The sequence below is a fragment of the Desulforhopalus sp. IMCC35007 genome (assembly GCF_005116575.1).
In the GTDB taxonomy this organism is placed as follows: Bacteria; Desulfobacterota; Desulfobulbia; order Desulfobulbales; family Desulfocapsaceae; genus Desulforhopalus_A.
Genome location: NZ_SWCN01000044.1, coordinates 1 through 23,513, shown reverse-complemented (window position 1 = coordinate 23,513; position 23,513 = coordinate 1). Strand labels below are relative to the sequence as shown.

The following is a 23,513-nucleotide window of genomic DNA, read 5'->3' as shown; positions in this document are numbered from 1 at the left end:
AATTAATGGAATATCATGGGACTGACTTTAATGGAAGGAAATGAGGCCATCAGCTGGGGGGCGATGGCTGCCGGCTGTAATTTTTTTGCCGGTTATCCGATTACCCCGGCGACAACAATTTACAATACCATGCTCAACCTCCTGCCCCCCCAAGGAGGGGTCTGCCTCCAGGGTGAGGATGAAATTGCCTCTATCGGATTTTGCCTGGGCGCTGCGATGTCGGGCATGAAGACCATGACCGCCACTTCAGGTCCGGGGATCAGTCTTTACAGCGAGCAGATTTCCTTTGCCATCGGCAGTGAGATTCCGATTGTTATTGTAGATGTCCAACGCTTGGGGCCATCCACCGGATCCGCCACCAAAGGTGCTGACGGGGACATCCAGTTTCTGCAATGGAGCAACACCGGGGGGCTGCCGGTGATCGTCCTTGCGCCGGTGGATGTCAAAGACTGTTATCTACTCACCATGCAGGCCTTTAATCTGGCTGAGCAATACCGGTGTCCGGTTTTTATTGCCGCCAACAAGGAAGTCTCCATGACTCGTGAGACGATTGATCTGGATGGACTGAATCTGCCCCAGAAAATCGACCGCAGAACTGCTGCTGTGGATCAATCATTTCTGCCCTTTGGCGTGCAGGACGGAGAACTGGTGCCGGATTTTCTGCCTATCGGCGGCGATCGTCTGGTCAGGCAAACCTCCTCGACCCACGGAGCAGATGGCTACATAACTACCGCTCCGGATCAAATCGCTAAAATGCAGCAGCGCTTGGATGACAAGCTCAAAAAAAACATATCCGCTTTTACTTACTATGATGAATATCTGGTCTCGGGTGCTGATACACTGGTGATTGCCTACGGAGTAACCGCCCGTGCGGCCATGACGGCAGTAAAAAGAGTCCAGCAAAGTAAGACAAAGGCGTCTCTACTGATCCTGAAAACCCTGTGGCCCGTTCCTGAACAGCTGATTTTGGAAAAGGCCGCGCCTTACCAGCGGGTGGTCATGGCTGAGATGAATCTGGGACAGTATGTCCGGGAGCTTCAGCGGCTGTTGACCGATAAGAAAATCGACTTTCTGGGGCAGATGGATGGAGAACTGATCAAGCCTGGGCAGATTCAGGAGGTGATTCAAAATGGATAGTCTATTAAACAGCAACCGTCCCCCCGTGTTCTGTCCCGGGTGTTCCCATGAGCAGGTTCTGCATGCTCTGGATAAGGCATTGATGGGGATGGGACTTGCGGCAAAAGATGTCGTTATTGTTTCTGATATAGGCTGTTCCGGCCTGTTCGACACTTTTTTTAACACCCATGCTTTTCATGGCCTTCATGGCCGGGCCCTCACCTATGCGACCGGGATCAAGATGGCCCGGCCGGATTTAAAGGTGATCGTGACCATGGGCGACGGAGGACTTGGGATCGGCGGCGCCCATGTACTCAGCTCCTGTCGGCGAAATATTGATCTGACGCTTTTGGTTCTCAATAACTTTAACTACGGGATGACAGGCGGTCAGTGTTCTTCTACGACCCCCCAGGATGCACAGGTCGGCTCGGGTTTTTTGAACAAGCTGGAAAAACCCCTTGATATTTGTCAGGTTGCCGGGGCCGCAGGGGCACCCTATGTGGCCCGCATATCCACATATGATAAGGAGTTGGTGGAAGGCCTTGAATCGGCCATAGCCTTTGACGGTTTTTCGCTGGTCGATATCTGGGGGATTTGTCCCGGCCGTTACACCCGCCGTAATAAGATTACCCCTAAAAATATTGAAAATGATCTGGCCAAACTTCCGGATTTGGGTGCTTACAAGATCAGCAACGCCCGAGAGGAATATGGCAGGGCTTATCGGCAAGAGGCTGCAAAACTCCTTCCCTCAGGCAAGCCGGTTCGTATTGAAACGTCCTGTATTGCCCCGCAGCCTGGCCGCCTGGAAGTGGTTGTCTTGGGAAGTGCCGGCCAGCGTATTATTACCGCTGGAGAACTGCTCTGTCTGGCCGGAGCTGCAGCGGGCTGTCACGCGGCACAAAAGAGTGACTATCCGATTACCGTCATGCGCGGTCACTCGGTCAGCGATATCATTCTTTCCGACACTGAAATTGAATATACGGGGATAGGCAACCCTGCTGTTGTCATTGCGTTGGCCCCGGAAGGCGTCAATCGCCGGAAAAAAATGTTGACGTATCTTTCGCCACAAACCCTTGTAATCAAAGCCTCCGGTGTCGAATTGCCGCCTTGTCAGGCGTCCATAATCGAGGTTGATTTTAAAGCCGAAAAAATAAAGTCTCAGGATTGGGCGCTGGTCGCATTGGCTGTTCTGGCGCAGCAGAATACAGTTTTGACCATGGATATGCTCAAGGCTGCTTTGCAATTGCGTTTTAATGCCGGGCAATATGAGACGGCGATTGCCATGGTCGAAAAAGCGGTTGTGTCCCTTTGCCGCAAGTGATGTGATCATCCGTGATGGGTGGCCGGTGAACGGTTATCTGAAATACACGAAAATATACAGGGAAAAGCAATGAATATATTAGTTTGTATAAAACAGGTTCCGGATATGGAATCGAGATTCAAGGTAGATGAAGATGGCACCTGGTTTGACGGCGCCGATCTCGCCTGGCGGATGAACGAGTATGACGAATATGCGGTCGAGCAGGCCGTGCAGCTCAAAGAAGAGACTGGTGGCGATCTGACTGTCCTCTGTATTGGCCCAGAACGGGTGAAGGAGACTATGAAGAAAGCACTGGCCATGGGCTGCGACCGCGGTGTCCATGTGGTTGATAATGAATCTTTCAAGAAAGACCCGTTTGCAATCGCCTCGATAATCGCCGAGTTCGCGGGCCCCAAAAACTTTGACCTGATCTTCACCGGCATGCAGTCCCAGGACCGGGGCAGCGCTCAGGTGGGCGTTCTTGTTGCCGAAATGCTCGGATTACCCTGCGCCACAACAATCGTAGGGTTCAGCTTTGACAACGGAGTGATCTCGGTGAAACGGGAGTTGGAAGGTGGGGTGAAAGCTAAGGTTACTGCGTCGGTGCCAGCTCTTGTCACCTGTCAACTCGGCCTGAACAGTCCACGTTATCTGACATTGCCCAATATCTTGAAGGCCAAAAAAAAGGAGATGCTTGTCATTCCGGTGGCTGACCTGTCGAAGACGCAGGCTCTGGAGGAGACCACGTCCCTGTATTTCCCGGAGAAGAAGGGCACAGGGCTGATTCTGGAAGGGGATGTTGCTGATCTTGCCGACCAATTGATAAAGATTCTGAAAGAGAAGACCGCCGTTCTGGCCTAAAGAGGATCCTATGAAAACACTGCTTGTTGCGGAATATAGAGAAGGGAAATTGCTTGGCTGCACCAGCGAATTGATGGCCTTTGCGAAGAAACTTGGCTCAGAGAGCGTAATGTTTTTGGTAGGTTCTGAAAATGCTTTACCGAAATTTGCGGGGAAACTGTACCTGGCGGATGCCACGACCTGCGGTGAATATAATCCGGGTGGCCATAAACAGCTCCTCCTTGAGGTCATTGCAAAAGAGAAACCCGATATGGTGGTCTTTAGTCACTCGTCCTACGGTTGGGATCTGGCCCCCCGGCTTGCCTTTGCATTGAAAGCAGCACAGTTCTCCGAAGTGGTTGACATAGTTGATGGCGTGCCAGTCTTGCCGGTCTGCAATTCCAAGCTGCTCCGGAAGGTCACCCCAAAGACGGCAGTCACGGTTTTGACCTTACAGGCAGGGGCCTTTAACCTGACAGATGAGCCAACCGGAAGCCCGTCGATTGAGAAAATCGGTACTGCTCATGCCGACACTGGGGGCAACCTTGTGTTCGAGGGCTATGAGCTGGCTGAGAGGGGAGGGGTTGATCTGACTAAGGCTCAGGTAATAGTGAGTGCGGGTCGTGGTATTGGCAAGCCTGAGAATATTGAGATCATTACCAGGTTAGCCCAGGTCCTGAAGGGAGAATACGCGGCGAGTCGCCCTGTTGTCGATGCGGAATGGGCCGACCACAACCGGCAGGTCGGGACCACGGGTCAGATTGTTTCGCCAAAGCTCTACATGGCTTGCGGTATCTCCGGCGCCATCCAGCATCTGGCCGGGATGAAGAAGTCTGAATTCGTGGTTGCCGTCAACACGGATAAGGACGCCCCGATCGGTGAGGTTGCCGATGTCCTGGTCGTTGCAGATCTGAAGGCTTTTGTACCTGTTCTTACAGAAAAAATCAACAACCTTTAACGCTTGGTTGCTCATTAATTTGTTGGACAGGTGGCCCATTTCAAGGAGAGATAATCTGGCCTGAAATTGAGTAAAATACCGACAATCAATACTTGTAAAGGGCCATGATTCTATTCCTGTATCAATAGATACGACTAAAATGGGGAAAGTTACTGCTTTTGAACCGGATGAAAGAAATGGTTGAAGAAATAAAAGAACAAAATTTCAACGTATTCGTATAGTTAATAAATCAATCAGTATGGCGAGGAAAAAATAATGCAATTCAAGTTAACTGATGAACAGAAGATGATGCAGGATATGGCCAGGGATTTTGCCCAGAAAGAAATCCTTCCTACCCTCAAAGAGGATGAGAGAGATCATAGATTTCGTCCTGAATTAGTCAAGAAAATGGCTGATCTCGGTTTCTTTGGTTGCGCAATTCCTGAAGAATACGGCGGGAATGGCTGCGGTTTTTTTGAGTCAGTTCTCCTGGCTGAGCAGCTGGCAAAGGTAAGCGGTTCCTGGCGGGTACCACTCAATATGCAGAATATCGGTCCCTCGGTGACCGTGAACAGATTCGGCACCAGGGAGCAGAAAGAGCGTTTTATCCCGGCCTGGGTCAAAGCCGATTCCTTCGGTTTTTTTGCCATTACCGAACCAAACTCCGGCTCGGATGTAGCCGGCATGGGCACAACGGCGACGGATCGCGGCGATCATTGGGAATTGAACGGGCAAAAGATGTGGATTTCCAACGCCCATGTCGGCGATTGGGGCTTAGTGTACGCCTTCACCGATAAGAGCAAAAAATACAAGGGTATGACCTGCTTTATCGTCAATTTGAAGGACAACGAGGGGATTGTCACCGCCCCGATCGAGACCAAGCTGGGGTTGCACTGCTCCCCGACCGGTGAAATTGCTTTTACCAAGGCCAGGATTCCGAAGGATTCGATTCTGGGCGAGGTCGGTCAGGGGTTCAAGATCTGCATGTGGCAGCTCAACAACACCAGAGTCAGCTGTGCTGCAGGTGCCCTCGGAATCGGTGGCGGCGCCATCGAAGCTGCTATTAATTATGCCAACGAGCGCACCCAGTTCGGCAAAAAAATTGGTTCCTACCAGATGGTCCAGGCGCAGATCGCCGATATAGTTGCCGAGCATGAAGCAGCCAAACTGCTTGTCTATCAAGCCGCCTGGTTGAAGGATCAGGGAATGCCAAACCAGCACCAGACATCGATCGCCAAGTTGTTTGCCTCTGAGGCTGCTGTGCACGCAACCAGCGAAACGATGAAAATTTTCGGCAGCTACGGCTTCTCGACCGAGTTCCCGGCTGAACGTTTCCTGCGCGATGCCCAATCTCTTCGTGTTGTCGAGGGAACCAGCAATATTCAGAAGACCATCATTGCCGGAATCGCTCTTGGAGATGTTGAAAACCGTTAATCAGGCCAAGGTGTGCACGATAGACGAATAGAGATATAGTTTTTAATTTGAAGGTAGAAAGGAGATCGTTATGTCACGCAAGCAGACACCATTGCGTCCATATTTCGAAAAAATGGCCGATATTGGTAGCGCTCTAAGTGCTGCTGATATCCAACGCACACAAGAAAACATTGATTTAGTCAGAGAGCAGGAACAAATTATTGCCAAAGAGGTGGAGCGAGTCGAAAACGCCGGCATTCCAGCAAAAAAAATCCATGATCGTGGTGGGATGACAATTTATGACCGTTTAGACTATCTGGTTGATGCAGGTACCTGGTCTCCCCTCCATACTCTCTACAACCCACAAGATAATGAGGAAGGATGCACTGGTGTTGTCAACGGAATTGGCAAAATATCCGGTAAGTGGGCGGTGATTATCGGTTTTGACAACAAGGTTATGGCCGGTGCCTGGATATCTGGTCAGGCGGAGAATATCCTTATGGTTACGGATATGGCCAAACGTCTCAATGTACCCCTTGTCTGGTTGACAAATTGCAGCGGGGTCAAGTTGATGGAACAAGAGACGGTCTATGCCGGTAGACGTTCAAGCGGCACACCTTTTTTCCGCCATGCAGATCTCAATCACCTTGGAGTCCCAATTTTGAATGCCATCTATGGAACGAATCCTGCCGGTGGCGGATACCAGGGTATCAGCCCAACTATTTTGCTGGCTCACGAAGATGCAAATATTGCTGTTGGCGGCGCTGGAATTGTCGGTGGTATGAACCCGAAAGGACATTTTGATGTCGAAGCCGCAAAAGCCCTGATCGAGGCGACGAAAAATTTCAAATCCAAGAGTCCTGGCCGGGTCGAAACCCATTTTGATAAAACCGCATACTTCCGGGAGGTCCATGAAACCGAACGGGGAGTATTGGATGGCATCAAGGAATACATGCAGATGATGCCGGCCTACGACCCTGCGATGTTCCAGGTTGCTGCGCCGGTCGCACCGAAGTTTCCCGGCGAGGATCTCAACTCTATCCTTCCGGTCAATCAGAAACGTCAATATAGTGCCGCTCAGATTCTGGCCCGCCTCACCGACAACAGTGAGTTTATGGAGTATCGATCAGAATATGGTCCTGAGGTCTTCACGGGACTTGCCAAGGTTGACGGGTTCCCGGTTGCCTTCATCGGCAATAATCAGGGTTTTTTTCAAGACTATCCCAAATATGCCAATGACAGCTATTTCGCTGTTGGTGGAAAGCATTACCGTGAAGGGCTGATCAAGCAGGCCGAATTCGTCACCCTCTGCGGGCGAGACAACCTACCGATCATCTGGCTCCAGGATACCACCGGCATTGATGTTGGTGATCTGGCCGAGGAGGCCGAATTGCTCTCTCTTGGCCAGTCTCTGGTCTACTCGATTGAGCAGACTGAACTTTCTATGATGTGCGTAGTCCTGCGCAAAGGTTCTGCTGCAGCCCACTACATCATGTGTGGACCTCAGGCAAATAACAATAATGCCTTCACCCTTGGTACACCGATGACCGAGATCTATGTCATGCATGGCGAGACCGCCGCCGCGGCATCTTACGCCCGGCGGCTGGTCAAAGAGGAAGCTGCCGGTAACGATCTTGGTCCGGTTCTGGACAAAATGAATCAGATGATCAAAGATTATCAGGAAAAATCGCGTCCTGCCTATTGTGCAATGAAAGGGCTTGTAGATGAAATCGTCGAATTGCCGAAGTTGCGTAAATATATCCAAGCTTTTGTCGGAGCGAACTATCAGAATCCAAGATCGATCACTCCGGTCCACCAAATGCTTCTGCCTCGAATTATCAAGGGATAAATCGTGTAAAGTTGGCAAGGTTGTGAGCAGATAAATTGTTATCGGAGGACAACAAGATGCTGGAGAAGGCTTTTCAAGATCACTATCCCGATGAATTCGCCCATTGTTATGGATGTGGAAGACTAAATGAGGGTGGCTTACAGATAAAAAGTTATTGGCAGGGCGAAGAGACCGTCTGTCATTTCACACCGGACGCCAAGTATTCAGGTGGGTTCCCGGGGTTTCTCTATGGTGGCATGATCGCCTCCCTGTTGGACTGTCATGGGGCCGCGACCGCGTCGGCGGCGAAAGCACGAGCAGAGGACAAGCCACTTGGTCGGTTTGTGACTGCGTCGCTCACGGTTAATTTCCGTGCCCCGACACCGATAAACACCGAGTTGGAGATCCGGGGAAAGGTGACCGAAATTAAAGGACGTAAGGTTCTGGTGGATCTGACACTTTCAGCCAGTGGTAAGCTGTGTGCTGAAGGATCTGCGGTTATGGTTCAGATCCCAGAGAAATAAGAAGGATGGTAAACAAAAGGATAGAAAATGACTAATCCACAAACAAATGCAGCTATCCAAGAGCGTCGCGAAAACGTTCTCGCTAAAGGTTTTGGCAGCGCCACAAGCAAATACGTCGCCCATGCCAAGGGAGCTGTGATTACAGATGTAGAAGGCAACGAATATCTCGATTTTGCAGCTGGTATTTCGGTGATGAATGTTGGTCACTCCCATCCAAAGGTGGTTCAGGCCATAAAAAAACAGGCAGAAAAATTTACCCACACCTGTTTTATGGTTGTTCCATATGAATCGCCTGTTACGCTTGCAGAAAAGTTGTGTAAGGCAGTTCCAGGAGATTCGAAAAAAGCAGTCATGTTTGTCAATAGTGGCGTTGAATCCATCGAGAATGCGGTGAAAATTGCCAGATATTACACCAAGAAAAAAGGCATAATTGCTTTTGAAGGTGCCTTTCATGGACGTACCCTGTTGGGTATGTCACTGACCTCAAAAGTTAAGCCTTACAAATATGGCCTCGGTCCGTTTGCCCCTGAAGTGTATCGCATGCCTTACGCCAACTGTTACCGCTGCCCATTTGGCCAAGAGTATCCAGGTTGTGACCTTGCTTGTGCGGATCATCTGGAGGAAATCCTTATTTCTCATGTCTGCGCTGAGGATACAGCTGCAATCATATTTGAGCCGGTTCAAGGCGAAGGTGGTTTTATTGCACCTCCCAAAGAGTACTTTCAGAGATTGAAAAAAATCTGTGAGAAAAATTCAATTCTCATGATCGCCGATGAAATTCAAACCGGGATGGGCAGAACGGGGTATATGTTTGCCATGGACTATTACGGGGTTGAGGTTGATATAACGACTGTTGCCAAGAGCCTCGGGGCCGGAATGCCTATCAGTGCAGTGGTAGGTAAGAAAGAAATAATGGATTCTGTACACTTGGGCGGGATTGGTGGAACGTATAGCGCTAACCCGATAGCCTGCGAAGCAGCTCTTGCGGTTTTTGACATTTTTGAATCGGAAAATCTGTTGGCCAAGGCGAAGGTTCTGGGCGAGAAACTTCAATTCAATGTGAAGGCACTTCAGGAAAAGCATGCACTCATCGGCGATGTTCGGGGGATTGGTCCCATGATTGCATTTGAACTTGTCAATGACAGAGAGACAAAGACACCTGCACCTGACAAGGTAAAGCAGCTTGTCCAGTTCTGTTTGGAGAGAAATCTTTTCATCCTGGCCTGTGGCACCTATAAAAATGTTATTCGGTTATTAATGCCCTTGGTTATTTCCGAGGAAGAAATGACCAGAGGTATGGATATTATAGATCGTGGGCTGGCTGCTATCAGTTGAATTGTCTGCAAAGACCCTTCATTAAAGATAATTTTTTGCCAAGGAGACAACATGTTTGGATGGAGAGGGAAAATTCTCAGGGTCAACCTCACAAAGGGGATGGTGTATGAAGAGGAGCTCAATCCACAAGTCGCAAAGGATTATATCGGCGGACGTGGTTTGGGTATTTGGCTTTTAAACAAAGAGTTGGATCCCCACTGTGATCCACTTTCTCCCGAAAACATCATGGTTATGGCCACTGGGCCCTTGACTGGAACGGGGGCTCCTACCGGAGCACGCTACTCAGTGATGACCAAATCACCTCTTTCTGGAGGAATTACTTGTTCTAACTCAGGTGGTAAGTTTCCAACCGAGCTGAAACGTAGCGGATTTGACGCTTTAGTTGTTGAAGGTCGTTCAGAAAAACCAGTTTACCTGTGGGTAAATGACGGTAAGTACGAGCTGCGCAATGCTGAGCATCTCTGGGGCATGACGACCCACGAGACCACCAACCAGCTTATGAGTGAAACCGATGTAAAAGCTAAGGTAGCTTGTATTGGACCTGCTGGTGAAAAGAAGGTCTTATTCGCAGCTATTATGAATGACAGAGATCGTGCGGCTGGCCGGTCTGGTGTCGGTGCTGTCATGGGATCTAAAAATCTCAAAGCTGTCGTTGTTCGTGGCACCCAGAAGATTCAACTGGCTGATCCGGAACGTTTCAAGGAGTTTAATCGTCAGATTTTGGGCCGATTTAATGAAGAGGCGAAGGTAACGCCAATTGGTCTCAGAATTAATGGAACTGCTGGCGTGGTGACGGCAACCCAAAATTTTGGTGTGTTACCCACTAAAAACTGGCAGCAAGGCACATTTGCTGGCTGGGAAAAGATTGATGGTAGTGAATTGACAAAAACATATCTGCTGACAAACTCAGCCTGTTTTGCCTGTCCTATCGGCTGCGGTAGAAAGACCAGGGTGGACGAACTGGAATTTGCAGGGGAAGGGGAAGGACCGGAATATGAGACTATTTATGCCATGGGTTCGAACTGCATGGTGGATAATCTTGCTGCGGTGGTGAAGGCGAACTACATCTGTAATGAGTTGGGCATGGATACCATTACTATGGGGGCCACGATAGGCTGTGCCATGGAGTTGGTAGATCGTGGATATATGAAAGAGGAGGAGGTTGGCCGTTCGCTTCAATGGGGTGATGCTGAGGCCTTGGTTGAATTGACTCGTATGACCGGCTATCGTGAAGGTTTTGGTGACAAACTGGCAGAAGGCAGCTATCGCCTTGCTGAGAGTTGTAGTCATCCGGAGCTTGCAATGGTCTCGAAAAAACAGGAATTTCCTGGATATGACCCTCGAGGTGCACAGGCGATGGGACTGGCCTACGCGACGAGTCCCATTGGTGGTTCGCATATGCGTGGTGATCCAGCCTATTTCGAGCTTTTTGGAATCCCAAAACCAATGGATCGTTTAGCCTGGAAGGGTAAGGCAAAACCAACCCAAGCGTTTCAGGATCATTCTGCCATCATCGACTCAGCTGGATTGTGCATCTTTTTCACCGTTCGGAATCTCGTGGAAAAAGATTTGGAAATTGCCCCCACGGGTGTCCTTGAATATATGAATGCAGCCACAGGTGTGAATTATACCCTGGAAGAGTTAGCCGAAGCTGGGCAGCGGATCATCAATATTGAACGACTGTTTTTGGTAAAAGCGGGCTTCACACGCAAGGACGATTCTTTGCCCAAACGCTTGACCGAGGATCCGATGATTGAAGGACCATCTAAAGGTCATGTTTGCCATCTGGATGAAATGCTTGACGAGTATTATGCAGTACGTGATTGGACTCCGGATGGTGTGCCCACACCGGAGAAGCTGGAAAAGCTGCGAATATCGGGATGATGGCCTGAAAATGCTGGTCCATGTAAAACTCTACAGTGAGTTGAAGCGGTACGCTCCGGGGGAGGATAATGTTTTTATGCTGGAATTTCCTCCGGAGTCGACTGCCGGAGATCTGCTACAAACCTTGAAAATATCTGAAGAGGTTCCTCGGTTTATATTAATCGATGGCATCCTGAGCGATGAAAAATCACTACTGACAGAAGGTTGTACAGTGGTGATTTTTACACCAGTTTGTGGAGGATGAATTAATTGTTATGTTCGAGGAACAAGCAGATACAATTGAGGTTTGTTACTAGGGGAAATCTTGCCACTTTCTTTTCGGTGAATCCCGGAGACAGTTTCAAGCTCTACCGTGTAGAGATTGCTTGGCAATGACCCTGTAATCTTCCACCGTCTCTGCAAAAGGCAGGTACTCAGACAGATACCTGAGATGTTTGTAGGGCTCAAGTGTAATGCAAATTGAGATTTTCAGGGCGTTGGGAGAGAGAATCTATAGTAGTTTTATAGCTTCTGTTGTTGGATAAAAAACAACTGGGAGTATACCTTCAGGAGACATTATGGAGATTTTTCCAACCAGCTATTTTTCAAATACCAGAGGCGCGGAGATTATAGCCAAAGCAGAGAGCGTTGGACTTGATCCGAGAGTCCTGTATGAGGCGGTCATAGACCTTTCTGCGGAAGGATTGCTCACCGCAAACTGTATCAATATGGCCGCTGGGATTCTCCTGAAGGATATCGGCCTGCCCCGGTATTTCTTTGAACATATACGCAAAACTTCCCTGACCCACTTGCTTCAATGTATTGCTACTTCCATCAAAGTGGTTGATGGAAAGGTGATCCTTTATGGCAAGGTGGCCCCAATCGATTTCGATGGAACTGAGGCAATCGTTGCCCAACGGGTCAGGATCGCAACAGAAGAAACCCGCGATAGTATGGAAGCAGTGCTTGAAGATTTGATGACTGGTCATCGACGAGAATATTACTACAGTCCGCAAAGTAAATATTTCACCTATATTATCCGACCGGAGACGGTGTCCGATTTCCAGCCAGAATCTTTTAGCGAATCCCGTTTTCTCTTTACCCAGGCCGGCGATTATACGGTCACTCCGGAACCGACCAGAAAGCGGTACGAAAAGGTATTAAAGGAAAGCGAAGAGTCTATCATTCCGCTCATTGCAGTTTTCAATCTGCCGGAAACAGGTGAGACAAGGTTGATGTTCAACTCCGATTTTGAGACACCTCAACTCCCTGTATTTCGCAAAATACTGGCCGATCATGATTTGACCTTGGTGCGTGGTTACTGGGAGCCTTATCTGGGGCAAGCATCTGTTCCATCATCAATCTGTACTCTCTACGTAATCGGTGAACTGACCAGCCAGCAGGAGGACGCGGTCCTTACCGACCTTCGATCCTATCTCTCTTTTGCTGTAAACCCCATCAAAGGGCTTTATATGCAAGACAGGATTACTTTTGATGAAATGCTCTTTGCGGGAAATGCCATCGACTTTACCCATTTATTTATTTTCAAAGAGAGTGAGAACGTTACTGATCGGGAAATTCTTGACAGTCTAACCAGCAAAGACCAGCGAGAAGCCTTTGCCAAACGTATCCAGAGTTCCAATAAGTCCACCTATGGTGCTGCTGTTATCCAAGAGACAGTTGGCCGGCATCCGGATCTCATTAAATTTCTCCACGCAATTTTTGAGCAGCGGTTTGCGCCCGAACGGACGGCAGGAGTAAAAAGAATTTCTGAGGAAGATCTTCAGCGGAAGTGGCTTGCGTTTGAAAAAATCATTACCGGCAGATTCATGGATTTTCCCCTTGGTTATGAGATTTTCAAGTTCATGTTCAAATTCATCACTTGCACGCTGAAGACCAATTTTTATAAGCCGGAAAAGCGATCTTTTGCGTTCCGTTTTGACGACAGGATCCTCGACCCTCTAGTTTTTAGCAGATTTGTATTCGGTGTTTTTTTTGTCAACGGTCACTATTCATGTGGTACCCATTTACGGGCAGCCGATATCGCCCGCGGCGGTCTACGACTTATCCGAGTTTCACGCTCCAATTATGACAGCGAGCTGGATAATGCGGTGCTCCTTAATTACGCTCTTGGTCCTAAGGCGCAGCGATTAAAACATAAAGATATCTGTGAAAGCGGCTCGAAAGGGGTGGTTGTTCCTCTGCCGCAGTATGCTATCTACAGAAAAGAGGCGCTCAACGATTATACCGAAGGAATCATGGATCTGATGCTGCCGGATAGCTCGATAGTTGATTATTATGGAAAATCCGAGATGGTCTTTTTCGGACCGGATGAGGGTACCGCACCACTGATGGACGATGTTGCCTATCACGCGAAAGCAAAAGGATATCCGTACTGGCGAACTATTACTACAGGCAAGAGCTTTGGGATTCCTCATGATACTTACGGTTTACTTTCCGGAGGTGAAGTGTTTGGTCTCTATGACAAGGGGAAAGATGGTGTTGAGCTAAAAGTGGATGGTCGCTTGGTTATGGTGACTAATGATATGGACAAAATCTATGCTGAGATAGGTGAAAATATCATGGTTTCTGGAATGACCACAACGTCTATCATGGGGTCCTTCAGAACGCTGATTGAGCATTACAAAGCAAAAGAAGAAGAACTGAACTTGATGATTACCGGTGGTCCGGACGGTGATCTCGGGGCTAACCAGATACAATGCTACAAAGGGAAAATCTGTCTGATTGTTGATGGGGGTTCGATTCTTTTTGATCCGGAGGGACTCGATAAAAAAGAGTTGATGAAACTTGCCTTTAAGCGCAACTCCTCTCCAAGAGTAAATTCCCTGCAGTTTCCTTTGGAAAAACTGAGCACCAAGGGTTTTAAGGTGCCGATCGGGTCAAGTAACTTCATCCTTCCTGATGGTACAGTCGTTGAGGATGGAGCTCTTTTTCATCGACAATTCCTCAGCAACCCAGCTCTGCGGAAATGCATCAATGAAGCCGATATTCGTGCTTTTATCCCTTGTGGCGGTTTCAAAGATACGATTAACCAGGGCAACGTCAGTCAGTTTCTGGATCTCTTCCAAGAACTGCAATTCATTGTTGAGGGTGCCAATGTCTTCTTTGATGATGCCGCCAGGCGGCATATCGCTACCAAGAGCAGTATAAAACAGATCAAAGACACCACCGCCAATAAAGGGGGAGTTTTCAGTAGTTCAATTGCTGAAGTTCTTACCGGCTTTCTTTTACAGGACGACTACGAAGACAAACTGCTCAAGGATAGTGCGACGAGGTTGGCTTTAACCAGAGATATTTTGCAGCTTGTTGACCGTTATGCACGTTTGGAAACTGGTTTGCTTCTGCGACTGTATGATGCCAATCCTTCGGTGCCCCTTTTTGAACTGTCGGAGATAACCAGTGAGCAGATTTTTGCTCTTCAAGATCAGTTGGAACCATTTCTTGCAAAAATTCTTGCAGATGGCGAACTGGTCTGGAAGGTGATGGGGCACTACATCCCGTCAGTGCTGAGAGAAAAGCTTGGCGAAAAGTCCATAATGGACATTCTGAACGGGGAACAGTTACAGCCGTATCGCAATGCCATTATCACCAAAAAACTCGCGTCAATGGCTTTTTATCGCTTTGGTGAAAGGTGGGAGAAGTATCTGCAAGAGATTGAAATCAAGCTGTTACCGTCTCTACATAAAATCTTTGCCAAATAACTGATTACCTCTGAGAGGCTCGATCAAGTCTCTCAGAGGTTCTAGAGTTATGCTCTGATTTTGGAGAGCATGCAAAACCGGATGGGGAAGTTCTGAGAGCTGGTAATTCTGCATTATCAATCCACAAGCCTCATGAAATTTCGAGTTTGCCCAACACATTTCCCGTTACTTTGACATGTGCAAATGCATTTGGCTGACGCCAAAATTAGGATAAAACTCGGGTGTACTATTGTCCGAATTTTGGAGCTAGCCGAAATAATCTAAAGTTTTCGGGTTAGACTAGCGATTCAAATAAATTGAATCTAGCGCGAAAACAAGATTGGGCGACTGTGGAGAGACATATGGTTTCAAGATCATTGCCTGTGGTAACCATAATTATATAAATGTTTGCTTAAACTAAAGGCCTCTGCTGTCATCCGAAATTGTGCTGTTTTTATTTCCTAACAACAAAAAATGGATTTGTAAGATAAGATTATCCATGAAGACCTTCTAATGGAGTAGGTGAGTGGATTGCTCACCTTCATGCTGGCAGTGTCAAATTCAGCGATCTGTTATTGAGGTCAACCTCTTCTATGGTAATGTTACCTATATCCATGGAGTATTCCCCCAAGCAATAAATGAACTGTTCTGATGAAAATCTGCAAAAAAGATTAGTTGCAAATAAGGTAGGAGGCTGTATAAAAATCATGATAATTGTTTAAAGGGAGTTGCTGCATGTCACTAGAAAGTGCAATATCATTTTTTTTAATTATTTTTGTTTTTGCCATAACCCCTGGACCAGGCGTCTTGGCCCTTTTAGCAAGGTCTCTTGCTTCAGGTGCCAAACCTTGTATCAGCCTGTCATTAGGCATGGCTGCAAGTGATGTCATCTATCTGATTCTTGCGTGCTTTGGCCTTGCCGTCATTGCAGAACAATGGTCTGGGCTATTCATGTTTATCCGCATTGCTGGTGCCTTCTACCTGCTTTATCTAGGTTGGAAGATGTGGACCGCCTCTCCTGAAGCATCTCTAAAAAATAATGATAACGATGCTACTCTTACAATAGCCAAAGGCCTATTACAGGGTTTTTTGATCTCAGCTTCCAATCCCAAGGTGATATTCTTTTATATCGCTTTTCTACCTAGTATTATGGACCTTAATAGCTTGACGCCCTCTGACATAGCTTTGGCCTCAGTTATAACTCTCTCAGGCCTCATGATGGGGCTTATGTCGGTTGCGATATGTGCCTCTTCAGCAAGACGATTCTTCACCTCTACAAAGGCGGTAAAAAGCCTCAACCGTACGTCAGGTGGAATTATGATAGGAGCTGGTTCTTACCTCGCCCTTCACGGTTAAAATAGATCATCAGATGGAATGAATGCTACAACTTAATCGTCTTACTGTTCGCCTAAAGCGCTGTTAATTTCCCACCGGTTTTCAAAAATTTCCCCGCAACACCTTCACAGCATCTCAAGTCTGAGGGTAAGGCTGAACTGCTTACCTTCGCCTTGGCAATGCTAAGCACGAAGATCAACTGCCGAAATTATGTGATCTTTGGTAAGCTCTTGTTCGGAATTACTCCATCATTGACCATTTCCATTGAAGTAGACTATTCCTCCCTTACAGGAATATTCTGAGTCGTGCCCAATAAAACAGATAAATACTACAATGGTTCACCTTAATCGTGACCATATTCTGTCCAAACAGAAGAAATCACTTCCCTCTATCCAGCTGTTTTTCTTGTTCAGGATCGTAACGGTGATTAATATAAAAGGAGGTTTTTCTTATATAGGGTAAAATATCGCCAAGAATTCGTGTAAGCAATAAATTCTAATTGGTTAAACAAGTTATTGGCACCCTATACGACCATCTAGAAACAATGTCTTCTCACTTCTGAGGCAATCTCGAAATGGATGGCAAAATGGCACAACCTATAGTCTTGCATTTAGTTCATGGTACATGGGGCAGAGGGCTGGCGTGGCATCTTAAGGAGGGGCTTGATAATTTCTCTGCGACTCGAATTATTGCACGTTTTATAAAGCTGGGAGAAAACCAAAAAACACCATGGTATGATCGTAACTCAGCGTTTTGTAGAGGTGTGGCAGAGGCGCTAGCCGATAAGATACCACATTGTGAAGAAATACAATTCCGATCTTTTTCTTGGACAGGCAGTAATTCCTTTGATGCTCGTCAGAAAGCTGCAGAACAATTTCGAGACTATCTCGAAAATGCGTTGATCGAGAATCCAGATTCAAAGCATTTTATTGTTGCCCACAGTCATGGGGGAAATGTGGCTGTGGATGCAATACGTGATAATTTTGATGATAAAAATGGAAAGCTGGCTGGTATCATTACGCTAGCCACACCTTTTCTTTCTCTAGATATAGAAGAGCACAATCCAGTTTCTCTCCTGATTTACAATTTACTTCCAGTGGGACTCATTTTAGGTGGTGCGGTATTTAGCGCAGCACTGTTGTTCGGTGGTTATACAGATCTATTTTGTTGGCTGTTGTCAATGGTTCTTGGAGTGTATCTTACTATTTACTACTACCCCAATGCCCTAGAGAAGGGCTTGAATCGCCAGCGGACGTTTTGCAAGCTTCTTTTTCATTTTGGAATTTTTGTTTGCTGGCTAGGTGCGTGTTGGGGCGGATTTCGGGAAGTTGCCGTGGATGTGAATGTAATACATCCTCCTGATAGTTTCTTGGGTGTTTGGGAACGGTGGAACCCTGTTATGATGGGGGCTGGGATAGCCTTTTTTTCACTTATCTTTCTCTTAGCCTCCCAAGCAGCAGGTATTAGAGATTCCAATGACCGAAATGTCGTGTTGGCTGACTGTATCAAAGTTCTTGGGGTGGTCCTACTGTTTACGACAATTATAACATTTGCATATCAAGCAATTTACTCCGGCGATTTGACCCTGTCTTTGTTTGGTGTGCTTTTGCTCATGGTGCCGCTATTGACAATCATTGTGAGCAACTGGGTACTAGATAAATACCCGGTACTTATTGATCGAGTCCAGAATTTGGGAAAGCTAGATTATATCTACAATAGATTGTACTGCTTACCCTGTCCCGTTGTGGCTCTACGACTTCCGGGAGATGAAGCAGCTTTAGCTATTTTAGCCTCTCAGGTTGTAAGATCAGTCCCCAATACGCTTCTCAAGGCTTTATCACAGTTATTCGAATCGACGAAGATTCCAAAAGCTTTTTGGATAGTCTTGGCAGGATTTCTGACGGCGATTCCAGCAATTTGTTTCGCAATAATGTTAGAAAAAGGAGAAGGTTTTCGTTGGCTAGATTGGTCTATCTGGAGTGTGGTTCTTCTAGCCGGAGTTGGTCAAACTATGATTGGCTTATTGTATTACGTCCTAGTCATCGTGATCACTGCAGCTCTTGGCAGCTATGTGCTCTTGGCCATCGCGGTAGGCCCGGGTGTTTTGAAAAAAATGCCGGCATTACGTGTTGATTGTGAGCCATTGCCTCGTTGCCAAAATATGAACATATGCCGATTACTAATTCCATGGGAAGCCATGGCACAATATAAAGACAGCGGATTGCGGCATGGATTGTATGACCTCCCTCTCGTTCAAAAAGTAGTTGCTCGAGAGATAGTTTTTATATTGTGCCAACGATCCTGTTCTTCCTTGGTAAAGGCGTAAAGAGCAGTAGCTATCAGAACATTGGCTCTGATACCATCGCGGGGTCCCCAGAGTATCGCGGCAATATGAAGAGTCACAAATTTCATTCTCTTTTTTGTAGCCATTACAATTGTAAAAGTTGCTCCACGATCTTCTAAAGCAGGGAGTGGGCTATCTCGTCAGGTTAAAGCTCGTGCCGGATGTGTAGGCCATGAAAAGGTAAACAATAGAAAAATCTGGATAAGGTTCTGTGACACTCTTTGGTTGACCTCTTCTTTGCAGTTGCTCCATTTTGAACCAGTTATATTAAACTACCTGTTGCTCCATTTCCGATGAATTCTGTCCGCTTCGCCATATAGCCGATACGAAATGGGCAATAAGCGTTATTTGTATATGCAAGTGCTGGGGCAGTAGGAGTTGGAAAAGCAAATGGAGGGAGCCTGAGGGAGCACAGCACCCTCTGTGTCAATGTAATTTAAGCCCACGGGTGCTCGCTAACGGTCATAACCTTGTATTTTGCCCCTTTGCTGTTCTTGATGGAAATTGAAAAAAGGAAAAGAATCAAATTTGCTACTGCCTCGAAATCAGATGTGCGAAAAAACTGGACAATCCTGCGAACGGAACCTTAACGTAGTATTTTAGATATTCCCTCCTAGGTGTAGTTACAGGATAACAAAATAGAGGAAAACAGATGAAATTACCCAAACTTGTTGGAATCAACCATGTAGCTTTGGAAGTGGGCAACATCGATCAGGCTCTCGAATTCTACTCCAGTATTTTTTCAATTGAGCTGCGAGGCAAAACCAGCAGTTCTGCATTTGTGGATATGGGTGATCAGTTTCTCGCCCTAATGGAGACCGGCGAGATATCCAGAGATGATCACCGTCACTTTGGGTTGGTGGTCGAAGACAAGGATCAAGTCAGGGAAATCTTGGAGCAAAATGGAGTAGAAATTCTCTCTGGTCTGTTCCTTGATTTCATGGATCCCTGGGGCAACCATATTCAGCTAGTCGAGTATAAGAACATCCAGTACACCAAAACAACAGAAATTCTCAAAGCAATGGGTCTTGGAGATCTTGGAAAATCGGATCAGGCATTGCAGGAGTTGCGAGACAAGGGGATGGCTTAGATGTGGTAGTTCCGATACTATCTGATATTTTCCAATATCAAGTTTTAATTTTTTCTTACACCTCGACTGTAGATTGTCTTTGGATGCCTCTTGTTTGCAGTTGCTCCATTTCCTTACAATTCCAAGGAATTACTGTCATATTAGGAAGAGGTTAGTTCCACGGTTGGATATGTGAGTCAATCGTACCTGTGTACACCTTTGTCTATCGTAAAAATTATGAAATTGTTCATAATACCGAATATTTTCACAGAGGTGAGTCAAGCAAAGACTCGCCCCCTTTTCAAATATAGAGATTTAGGTATTTTAGGATTACAAAGGGTTGCCCCTAGCGGGCCAGCCCTTTTTGAGAGATTTTATTATTTGCAAAATCTAAAGCTATTTACGTAAATTCTTTGAAATATTTTAAAACAGCTGCCCTAGTTTCAGAATCCAAATTTTTAATTACCTGAAACGCTAATTGGTTTTTCCCAATAGGTTGCTCATTATTTTTTTCATATTTGCCCTTTATTACACATAATCTGCTAAACCCTAAACCAGTCAAAGAGCATTCTTCATACAAACAGCGCAAATAACCCTTTTGTTCGGTCCTTGTTACAGCGCTACTAATAGAATTGTTTAACGTTTTATCAACCACATATCCTAAAGGGCCAAGTAAGTTCTTAATAAAATATAAAGCGCTTGTAGTTGAATGCAAATCTGTTCTGGAAAATGTGATCTCAGGTTTTTCAGAGTTTATTTTGAAAAGATGATCAATTAATAAGAATACAGCAACTTCCCAATTATTTTTCTCACCAGGAATGAGTTCATAATTTTTAGCCATTGTATATGCTCTCCATATTTTATCGATTTCTCTTATTGTAGCCTGTAATAATGGTGTTTTGGTTAAGAATCAGTGTTTTGTTAGCTCGTGAAATATTTTCAAGATCCTGAATTTTTCTTTTATACTCAGAGATTAAATTTCCAATAATTTTTCTGGGAATAAAACATTCATACGCACCACTTTTAGATTTTAATGTGCCATGTTGCAATATCAGTTCAACCTGTTGATTCTTAATTCCCCTTTGCTGACATCTATTTACAGCGTGGTTGGATAATATCATATCAATCCTCCTGTTGCTGGCCTGAAGCGATAAGTATTTGAATTAATTTGTTTTTTAATTTATCCCAGACAGTCGAAGCCCCTTGTGAAAAGGCAACTGCGACCTCAACAATATCCACGTCGTCATAATCAACTGGATAGGTAACTAATTCTTTGGGAATAAATTCATTCGTAAAAATAAATTCATATCCATTTGAATAGCCTGACATTTTTTTCTTAATTGCTATATTGTTTTCTTCTAAAAGATCTATAGTTTGTTGCGCAATAGGATCACGAGAAACCCATTCATAAGTCCAATTACAGACTATCGCCAAATCTAACAGGTCCGCTTCATACCCTGCCCAGTACATACCTTTTTCATACGACAACTTGCATTTTTCGTGCAACGATAGAACTCCAAATCTTTTTTTCCCCTCTAAGATTAATAAATCCCTTTTATCAATTTCTCTTTTTATAGCTTCTGAGCAAACGTTTGAAATATTAATGATATTTCGGTACTCGGCTAATTCTTCGTGCAAATTATCCGAAATACTAAGCGTTAACTTTTTTGTCATTTGCGCCCCCCTGTGTTTGATTTAATGACAATATAGCACGCGCTAAACACCCTGTCAAGATATAATACGTTATATTTACCTTTATAAATTTACGCACGTATTATATACGTATTTAATGCAGGCAAGAAACGGGTCAAGCCTTTGCTTGACTCTTTTACGTAAGTTATTGTTATGAAGACATACTCTTTGGCTGAGTTTGGATTAATCTTGCACCTCAATCTTATCAATTTTTCTTAGATGCCGGTGCTTAAGCTTTCTGGTGTATCCTGGAATTTACGTTGCCCCGGAACCTATCAACAAATAAGCAATCCGAGATCTTACCTTCTCCATGCAAGTTTACAGGGTTGCACGATATGTCGATTGTAGAGAATAGTCTTGGCAGTGTTAACCTCAATGATAAATTTCAGTGATTCCCTTATCTTTGGTAAGCTACACTCTGCAGTTGCTCCATTTCTAAACAATTTTGTGAAAGTAGGCAGGTCCACCATCTTAGGAAACATTCTCACATCATCGCTCATTTTTCGGATGTGAGAACAACATATCTAATCTGTGTCCCAAAGATTTCCTGTAATCACCTACCTTATAGTTCTTACACAAATCTGAGCTGTTTCAGCAGGTAGCAGCAAAGATCTAAACCATAGTTCAAAATCCTTTAAAATAATCAATATGGAATTCGCTATTTCACCGATTTTCATTTTTTCTGTCACACTTTTAATCCATATGAGTCTAAATAGAAAAAACACACTTCAACTGAAAGGTTAACTGGATGGATTTAAATTTGAAACAGCACGTAAGGCAGGCAAAAGATGGAGATCTGCAGGCACTCGAAAAAGTTGTCAGTGGCATTCAAGAGAGAATTTACGGGTTGGCACTACGGATGCTGGGCCACCAGCAAGATGCAGAAGATGAGGCACAGGAGATTCTCATCAAGATAATAACTCATTTAAGTGATTTTCGTGAAGAAAGTGCTTTCACGTCTTGGGTTTACAGAATCGCCTGTAATCATATTCTGACTGCACGGAAAAAAAGGACCGAACGTCTGGGGTTAACATTCGATATTCTGGAAGACTCGGTTTCTGCCGGACTTGAAAATATAGAACAGCTGACTGTCTCAGGACCGGAACGGGATGTCTTGTTGGAGGAAACCCGAGTGGGCTGTATGCAGGGGGCTCTTGTTTGCCTGGAGAGAGAGGTGCGGATAGTCATGATTCTTGGTGAGCAATATGGAGTGACCAGTAAGGAAGGTGCTTTTATATTGGATATCACACCAGAACTGTTCCGAAAACGGTTATCCCGTGGCAAGAAGAGCTTACAGGATTTTATGATGAAAAACTGCGGTCTGGTCAATAGCAATAACCCGTGCAGATGCCACAAGCAAGCTGGCGGGCGACTGAAGAACGGCCTGATTGACATGAAGTTTGTTAAAAAGGAAAAAGCCTCACAGGGCAGGACAGAAGCTGTAACTCACCTCAGGGAGTTGGATGAAATCGACCGTAGTATCGCAATGTATCGCCGTTATCCGGAGTATCACACTCCAGAGTCGTTTACCCATATCATGAAAAATTTGATCAGTACGGGAAAGTACAACGTCTTAGGCGGGTAACATTCTATCAGGAAAAACCTCATTACAAGAAAGAACATGAAACAGCAAAAATGTGATAACTGCGCTTTCAGATCACGATACGACCAGAATCCACAATCCATATTAGGCCGCATTTGGAGATGGCATATAAACTGGTGTCCCGGCTGGAAGAAACACATAGCCTCATTGCCGGATCAAGAACGAAACAATATTTCTCAAACATATAGCATAGATAAATAAAACCAAAAGAGAGGATGCAATGAAAGTATTAGGTATTTCGGGAAGTCCAAGAAAAGAAGATACATCTGGTGTTTACAAGCTTGTCAGCACGGTTATGGAGAACACTGGCTGTGAATATGAAATCGTTTCTTTAAGAGGGAAGAAGATTTCAAACTGCATTGCCTGTCTCGGATGTGCCAAGGACAATGTATGTAAGCTCAAGGACGACTTAGAACCACTGCGAGAGAAACTTGTGGAGGCGGATGCCTTTGTGATAGGAGCACCCAATTATTTTAATGGCATGAACGCTCTGACCCACGCTTTTTTAGAGCGCTGGTACCAGTTCAGGCATCAGGCAGGCAGTACCATGTGGGGGAAACTCGCTGTGACCGTTGGTGTGGGCGGAATCCAAGGAAATGCCCCGGCAGATCAG

The 23,513-nt window shown here is 45.8% G+C and carries 19 protein-coding genes; 16 read left to right on the top strand and 3 right to left on the bottom strand.

Features of this window, described 5'->3' with window-relative positions; all coding sequences use genetic code 11:
• The first annotated feature begins 15 nt into the window (after positions 1-15).
• The 14 genes from FCL48_RS23980 (at position 16) to FCL48_RS23915 (ending at position 19,626) form a co-directional block, all read left to right on the top strand.
• The gene (locus FCL48_RS23980; RefSeq protein WP_136876509.1) at positions 16-1,137 is read left to right on the top strand and encodes a transketolase C-terminal domain-containing protein; all 1,122 of its coding nucleotides are present in this window, start codon (positions 16-18) and stop codon (positions 1,135-1,137) included.
• Positions 1,130-2,437 (top strand): thiamine pyrophosphate-dependent enzyme, encoded by a 1,308-nt coding sequence (locus FCL48_RS23975; protein ID WP_136876507.1) that lies wholly within the window; start codon positions 1,130-1,132, stop codon positions 2,435-2,437. The genes FCL48_RS23980 and FCL48_RS23975 overlap by 8 nt, the downstream gene beginning before the upstream one ends.
• 69 nt (positions 2,438-2,506) lie before the next feature.
• Positions 2,507-3,277 carry an electron transfer flavoprotein subunit beta/FixA family protein gene (locus FCL48_RS23970; protein ID WP_136876505.1) on the top strand — a complete coding sequence of 257 codons (771 nt, stop codon included), beginning with the start codon at positions 2,507-2,509 and terminating at the stop codon, positions 3,275-3,277.
• Between the two features lie 10 nt (positions 3,278-3,287).
• Positions 3,288-4,214: an electron transfer flavoprotein subunit alpha/FixB family protein gene (locus tag FCL48_RS23965; RefSeq protein WP_136876503.1), complete on the top strand. Its 927-nt coding sequence runs from the start codon at positions 3,288-3,290 to the stop codon at positions 4,212-4,214.
• Positions 4,215-4,469: 255 nt separating this feature from the next.
• A complete protein-coding gene (locus FCL48_RS23960) occupies positions 4,470-5,627 on the top strand; it encodes an acyl-CoA dehydrogenase family protein (protein ID WP_136876501.1) in 1,158 nt (385 codons plus the stop codon).
• A 70-nt stretch (positions 5,628-5,697) separates the two neighbouring features.
• Positions 5,698-7,455, top strand: coding sequence for an acyl-CoA carboxylase subunit beta (locus tag FCL48_RS23955; RefSeq protein ID WP_136876499.1), 1,758 nt, complete (start codon positions 5,698-5,700; stop codon positions 7,453-7,455).
• Positions 7,456-7,511: 56 nt separating this feature from the next.
• Complete coding sequence (locus FCL48_RS23950; protein WP_136876497.1) at positions 7,512-7,958, top strand: PaaI family thioesterase; 447 nt, start codon at positions 7,512-7,514, stop codon at positions 7,956-7,958.
• Positions 7,959-7,985: 27 nt separating this feature from the next.
• Complete coding sequence (gene gabT, locus FCL48_RS23945) at positions 7,986-9,293, top strand: 4-aminobutyrate--2-oxoglutarate transaminase (RefSeq protein WP_136876495.1); 1,308 nt, start codon at positions 7,986-7,988, stop codon at positions 9,291-9,293.
• Positions 9,294-9,344: 51 nt separating this feature from the next.
• A complete protein-coding gene (locus FCL48_RS23940) occupies positions 9,345-11,177 on the top strand; it encodes an aldehyde ferredoxin oxidoreductase family protein (protein WP_136876493.1) in 1,833 nt (610 codons plus the stop codon).
• A gap of 76 nt (positions 11,178-11,253) precedes the next feature.
• Entirely contained in the window at positions 11,254-11,421 is a 168-nt protein-coding gene (locus FCL48_RS25100) for a MoaD/ThiS family protein (RefSeq protein ID WP_169309360.1), read from the top strand.
• A 313-nt stretch (positions 11,422-11,734) separates the two neighbouring features.
• Positions 11,735-14,878: an NAD-glutamate dehydrogenase domain-containing protein gene (locus tag FCL48_RS23930; RefSeq protein ID WP_136876489.1), complete on the top strand. Its 3,144-nt coding sequence runs from the start codon at positions 11,735-11,737 to the stop codon at positions 14,876-14,878.
• A 714-nt stretch (positions 14,879-15,592) separates the two neighbouring features.
• Positions 15,593-16,213 (top strand): LysE family translocator, encoded by a 621-nt coding sequence (locus FCL48_RS23925; protein ID WP_136876487.1) that lies wholly within the window; start codon positions 15,593-15,595, stop codon positions 16,211-16,213.
• 565 nt (positions 16,214-16,778) lie between these two features.
• A complete protein-coding gene (locus FCL48_RS23920; RefSeq protein ID WP_136876485.1) occupies positions 16,779-18,518 on the top strand; it encodes a triacylglycerol lipase in 1,740 nt (579 codons plus the stop codon).
• A 670-nt stretch (positions 18,519-19,188) separates the two neighbouring features.
• On the top strand, positions 19,189-19,626 hold the full coding sequence (locus tag FCL48_RS23915) for a VOC family protein (RefSeq protein WP_136876482.1): 438 nt from the start codon (positions 19,189-19,191) through the stop codon (positions 19,624-19,626).
• A 379-nt stretch (positions 19,627-20,005) separates the two neighbouring features.
• Here the strand turns inward: FCL48_RS23915 and FCL48_RS23910 are convergent, their stop codons facing one another.
• The 3 genes from FCL48_RS23910 to FCL48_RS23900 are packed head-to-tail and all read right to left on the bottom strand — an operon-like array spanning position 20,006 to position 21,279.
• Positions 20,006-20,446 carry a hypothetical protein gene (locus FCL48_RS23910; protein ID WP_136876480.1) on the bottom strand — a complete coding sequence of 147 codons (441 nt, stop codon included), beginning with the start codon at positions 20,444-20,446 and terminating at the stop codon, positions 20,006-20,008.
• A gap of 19 nt (positions 20,447-20,465) precedes the next feature.
• Positions 20,466-20,726: a DUF4258 domain-containing protein gene (locus FCL48_RS23905; protein ID WP_136876478.1), complete on the bottom strand. Its 261-nt coding sequence runs from the start codon at positions 20,724-20,726 to the stop codon at positions 20,466-20,468.
• Position 20,727: 1 nt separating this feature from the next.
• Positions 20,728-21,279, bottom strand: coding sequence for a hypothetical protein (locus tag FCL48_RS23900; RefSeq protein WP_136876476.1), 552 nt, complete (start codon positions 21,277-21,279; stop codon positions 20,728-20,730).
• Positions 21,280-22,045: 766 nt separating this feature from the next.
• Between FCL48_RS23900 and FCL48_RS23895 the strand changes: the two genes are divergently transcribed.
• Both FCL48_RS23895 and FCL48_RS23885 read left to right on the top strand, forming a co-directional pair.
• Entirely contained in the window at positions 22,046-22,882 is an 837-nt protein-coding gene (locus tag FCL48_RS23895; protein ID WP_136876474.1) for an RNA polymerase sigma factor, read from the top strand.
• 238 nt (positions 22,883-23,120) lie between these two features.
• Positions 23,121-23,513: flavodoxin family protein (locus tag FCL48_RS23885; RefSeq protein ID WP_136876470.1), on the top strand; the 393-nt coding region annotated here is incomplete at its 3' end.

What these genes read in the sequence shown, in the direction of transcription:
- FCL48_RS23905 (WP_136876478.1), bottom strand. Translation starts at nt 20,726, where the DNA reads ATGATATTATCCAACCACGCTGTAAATAGATGTCAGCAAAGGGGAATT.
- FCL48_RS23915 (WP_136876482.1), top strand. Translation starts at nt 19,189, where the DNA reads ATGAAATTACCCAAACTTGTTGGAATCAACCATGTAGCTTTGGAAGTG.
- FCL48_RS25100 (WP_169309360.1), top strand. Translation starts at nt 11,254, where the DNA reads ATGCTGGAATTTCCTCCGGAGTCGACTGCCGGAGATCTGCTACAAACC.
- FCL48_RS23930 (WP_136876489.1), top strand. Translation starts at nt 11,735, where the DNA reads ATGGAGATTTTTCCAACCAGCTATTTTTCAAATACCAGAGGCGCGGAG.
- FCL48_RS23920 (WP_136876485.1), top strand. Translation starts at nt 16,779, where the DNA reads ATGGCACAACCTATAGTCTTGCATTTAGTTCATGGTACATGGGGCAGA.
- FCL48_RS23895 (WP_136876474.1), top strand. Translation starts at nt 22,046, where the DNA reads ATGGATTTAAATTTGAAACAGCACGTAAGGCAGGCAAAAGATGGAGAT.
- FCL48_RS23910 (WP_136876480.1), bottom strand. Translation starts at nt 20,446, where the DNA reads ATGGCTAAAAATTATGAACTCATTCCTGGTGAGAAAAATAATTGGGAA.
- gabT (WP_136876495.1), top strand. Translation starts at nt 7,986, where the DNA reads ATGACTAATCCACAAACAAATGCAGCTATCCAAGAGCGTCGCGAAAAC.
- FCL48_RS23970 (WP_136876505.1), top strand. Translation starts at nt 2,507, where the DNA reads ATGAATATATTAGTTTGTATAAAACAGGTTCCGGATATGGAATCGAGA.
- FCL48_RS23960 (WP_136876501.1), top strand. Translation starts at nt 4,470, where the DNA reads ATGCAATTCAAGTTAACTGATGAACAGAAGATGATGCAGGATATGGCC.
- FCL48_RS23950 (WP_136876497.1), top strand. Translation starts at nt 7,512, where the DNA reads ATGCTGGAGAAGGCTTTTCAAGATCACTATCCCGATGAATTCGCCCAT.
- FCL48_RS23975 (WP_136876507.1), top strand. Translation starts at nt 1,130, where the DNA reads ATGGATAGTCTATTAAACAGCAACCGTCCCCCCGTGTTCTGTCCCGGG.
- FCL48_RS23925 (WP_136876487.1), top strand. Translation starts at nt 15,593, where the DNA reads ATGTCACTAGAAAGTGCAATATCATTTTTTTTAATTATTTTTGTTTTT.
- FCL48_RS23955 (WP_136876499.1), top strand. Translation starts at nt 5,698, where the DNA reads ATGTCACGCAAGCAGACACCATTGCGTCCATATTTCGAAAAAATGGCC.
- FCL48_RS23980 (WP_136876509.1), top strand. Translation starts at nt 16, where the DNA reads ATGGGACTGACTTTAATGGAAGGAAATGAGGCCATCAGCTGGGGGGCG.
- FCL48_RS23940 (WP_136876493.1), top strand. Translation starts at nt 9,345, where the DNA reads ATGTTTGGATGGAGAGGGAAAATTCTCAGGGTCAACCTCACAAAGGGG.
- FCL48_RS23965 (WP_136876503.1), top strand. Translation starts at nt 3,288, where the DNA reads ATGAAAACACTGCTTGTTGCGGAATATAGAGAAGGGAAATTGCTTGGC.
- FCL48_RS23900 (WP_136876476.1), bottom strand. Translation starts at nt 21,279, where the DNA reads ATGACAAAAAAGTTAACGCTTAGTATTTCGGATAATTTGCACGAAGAA.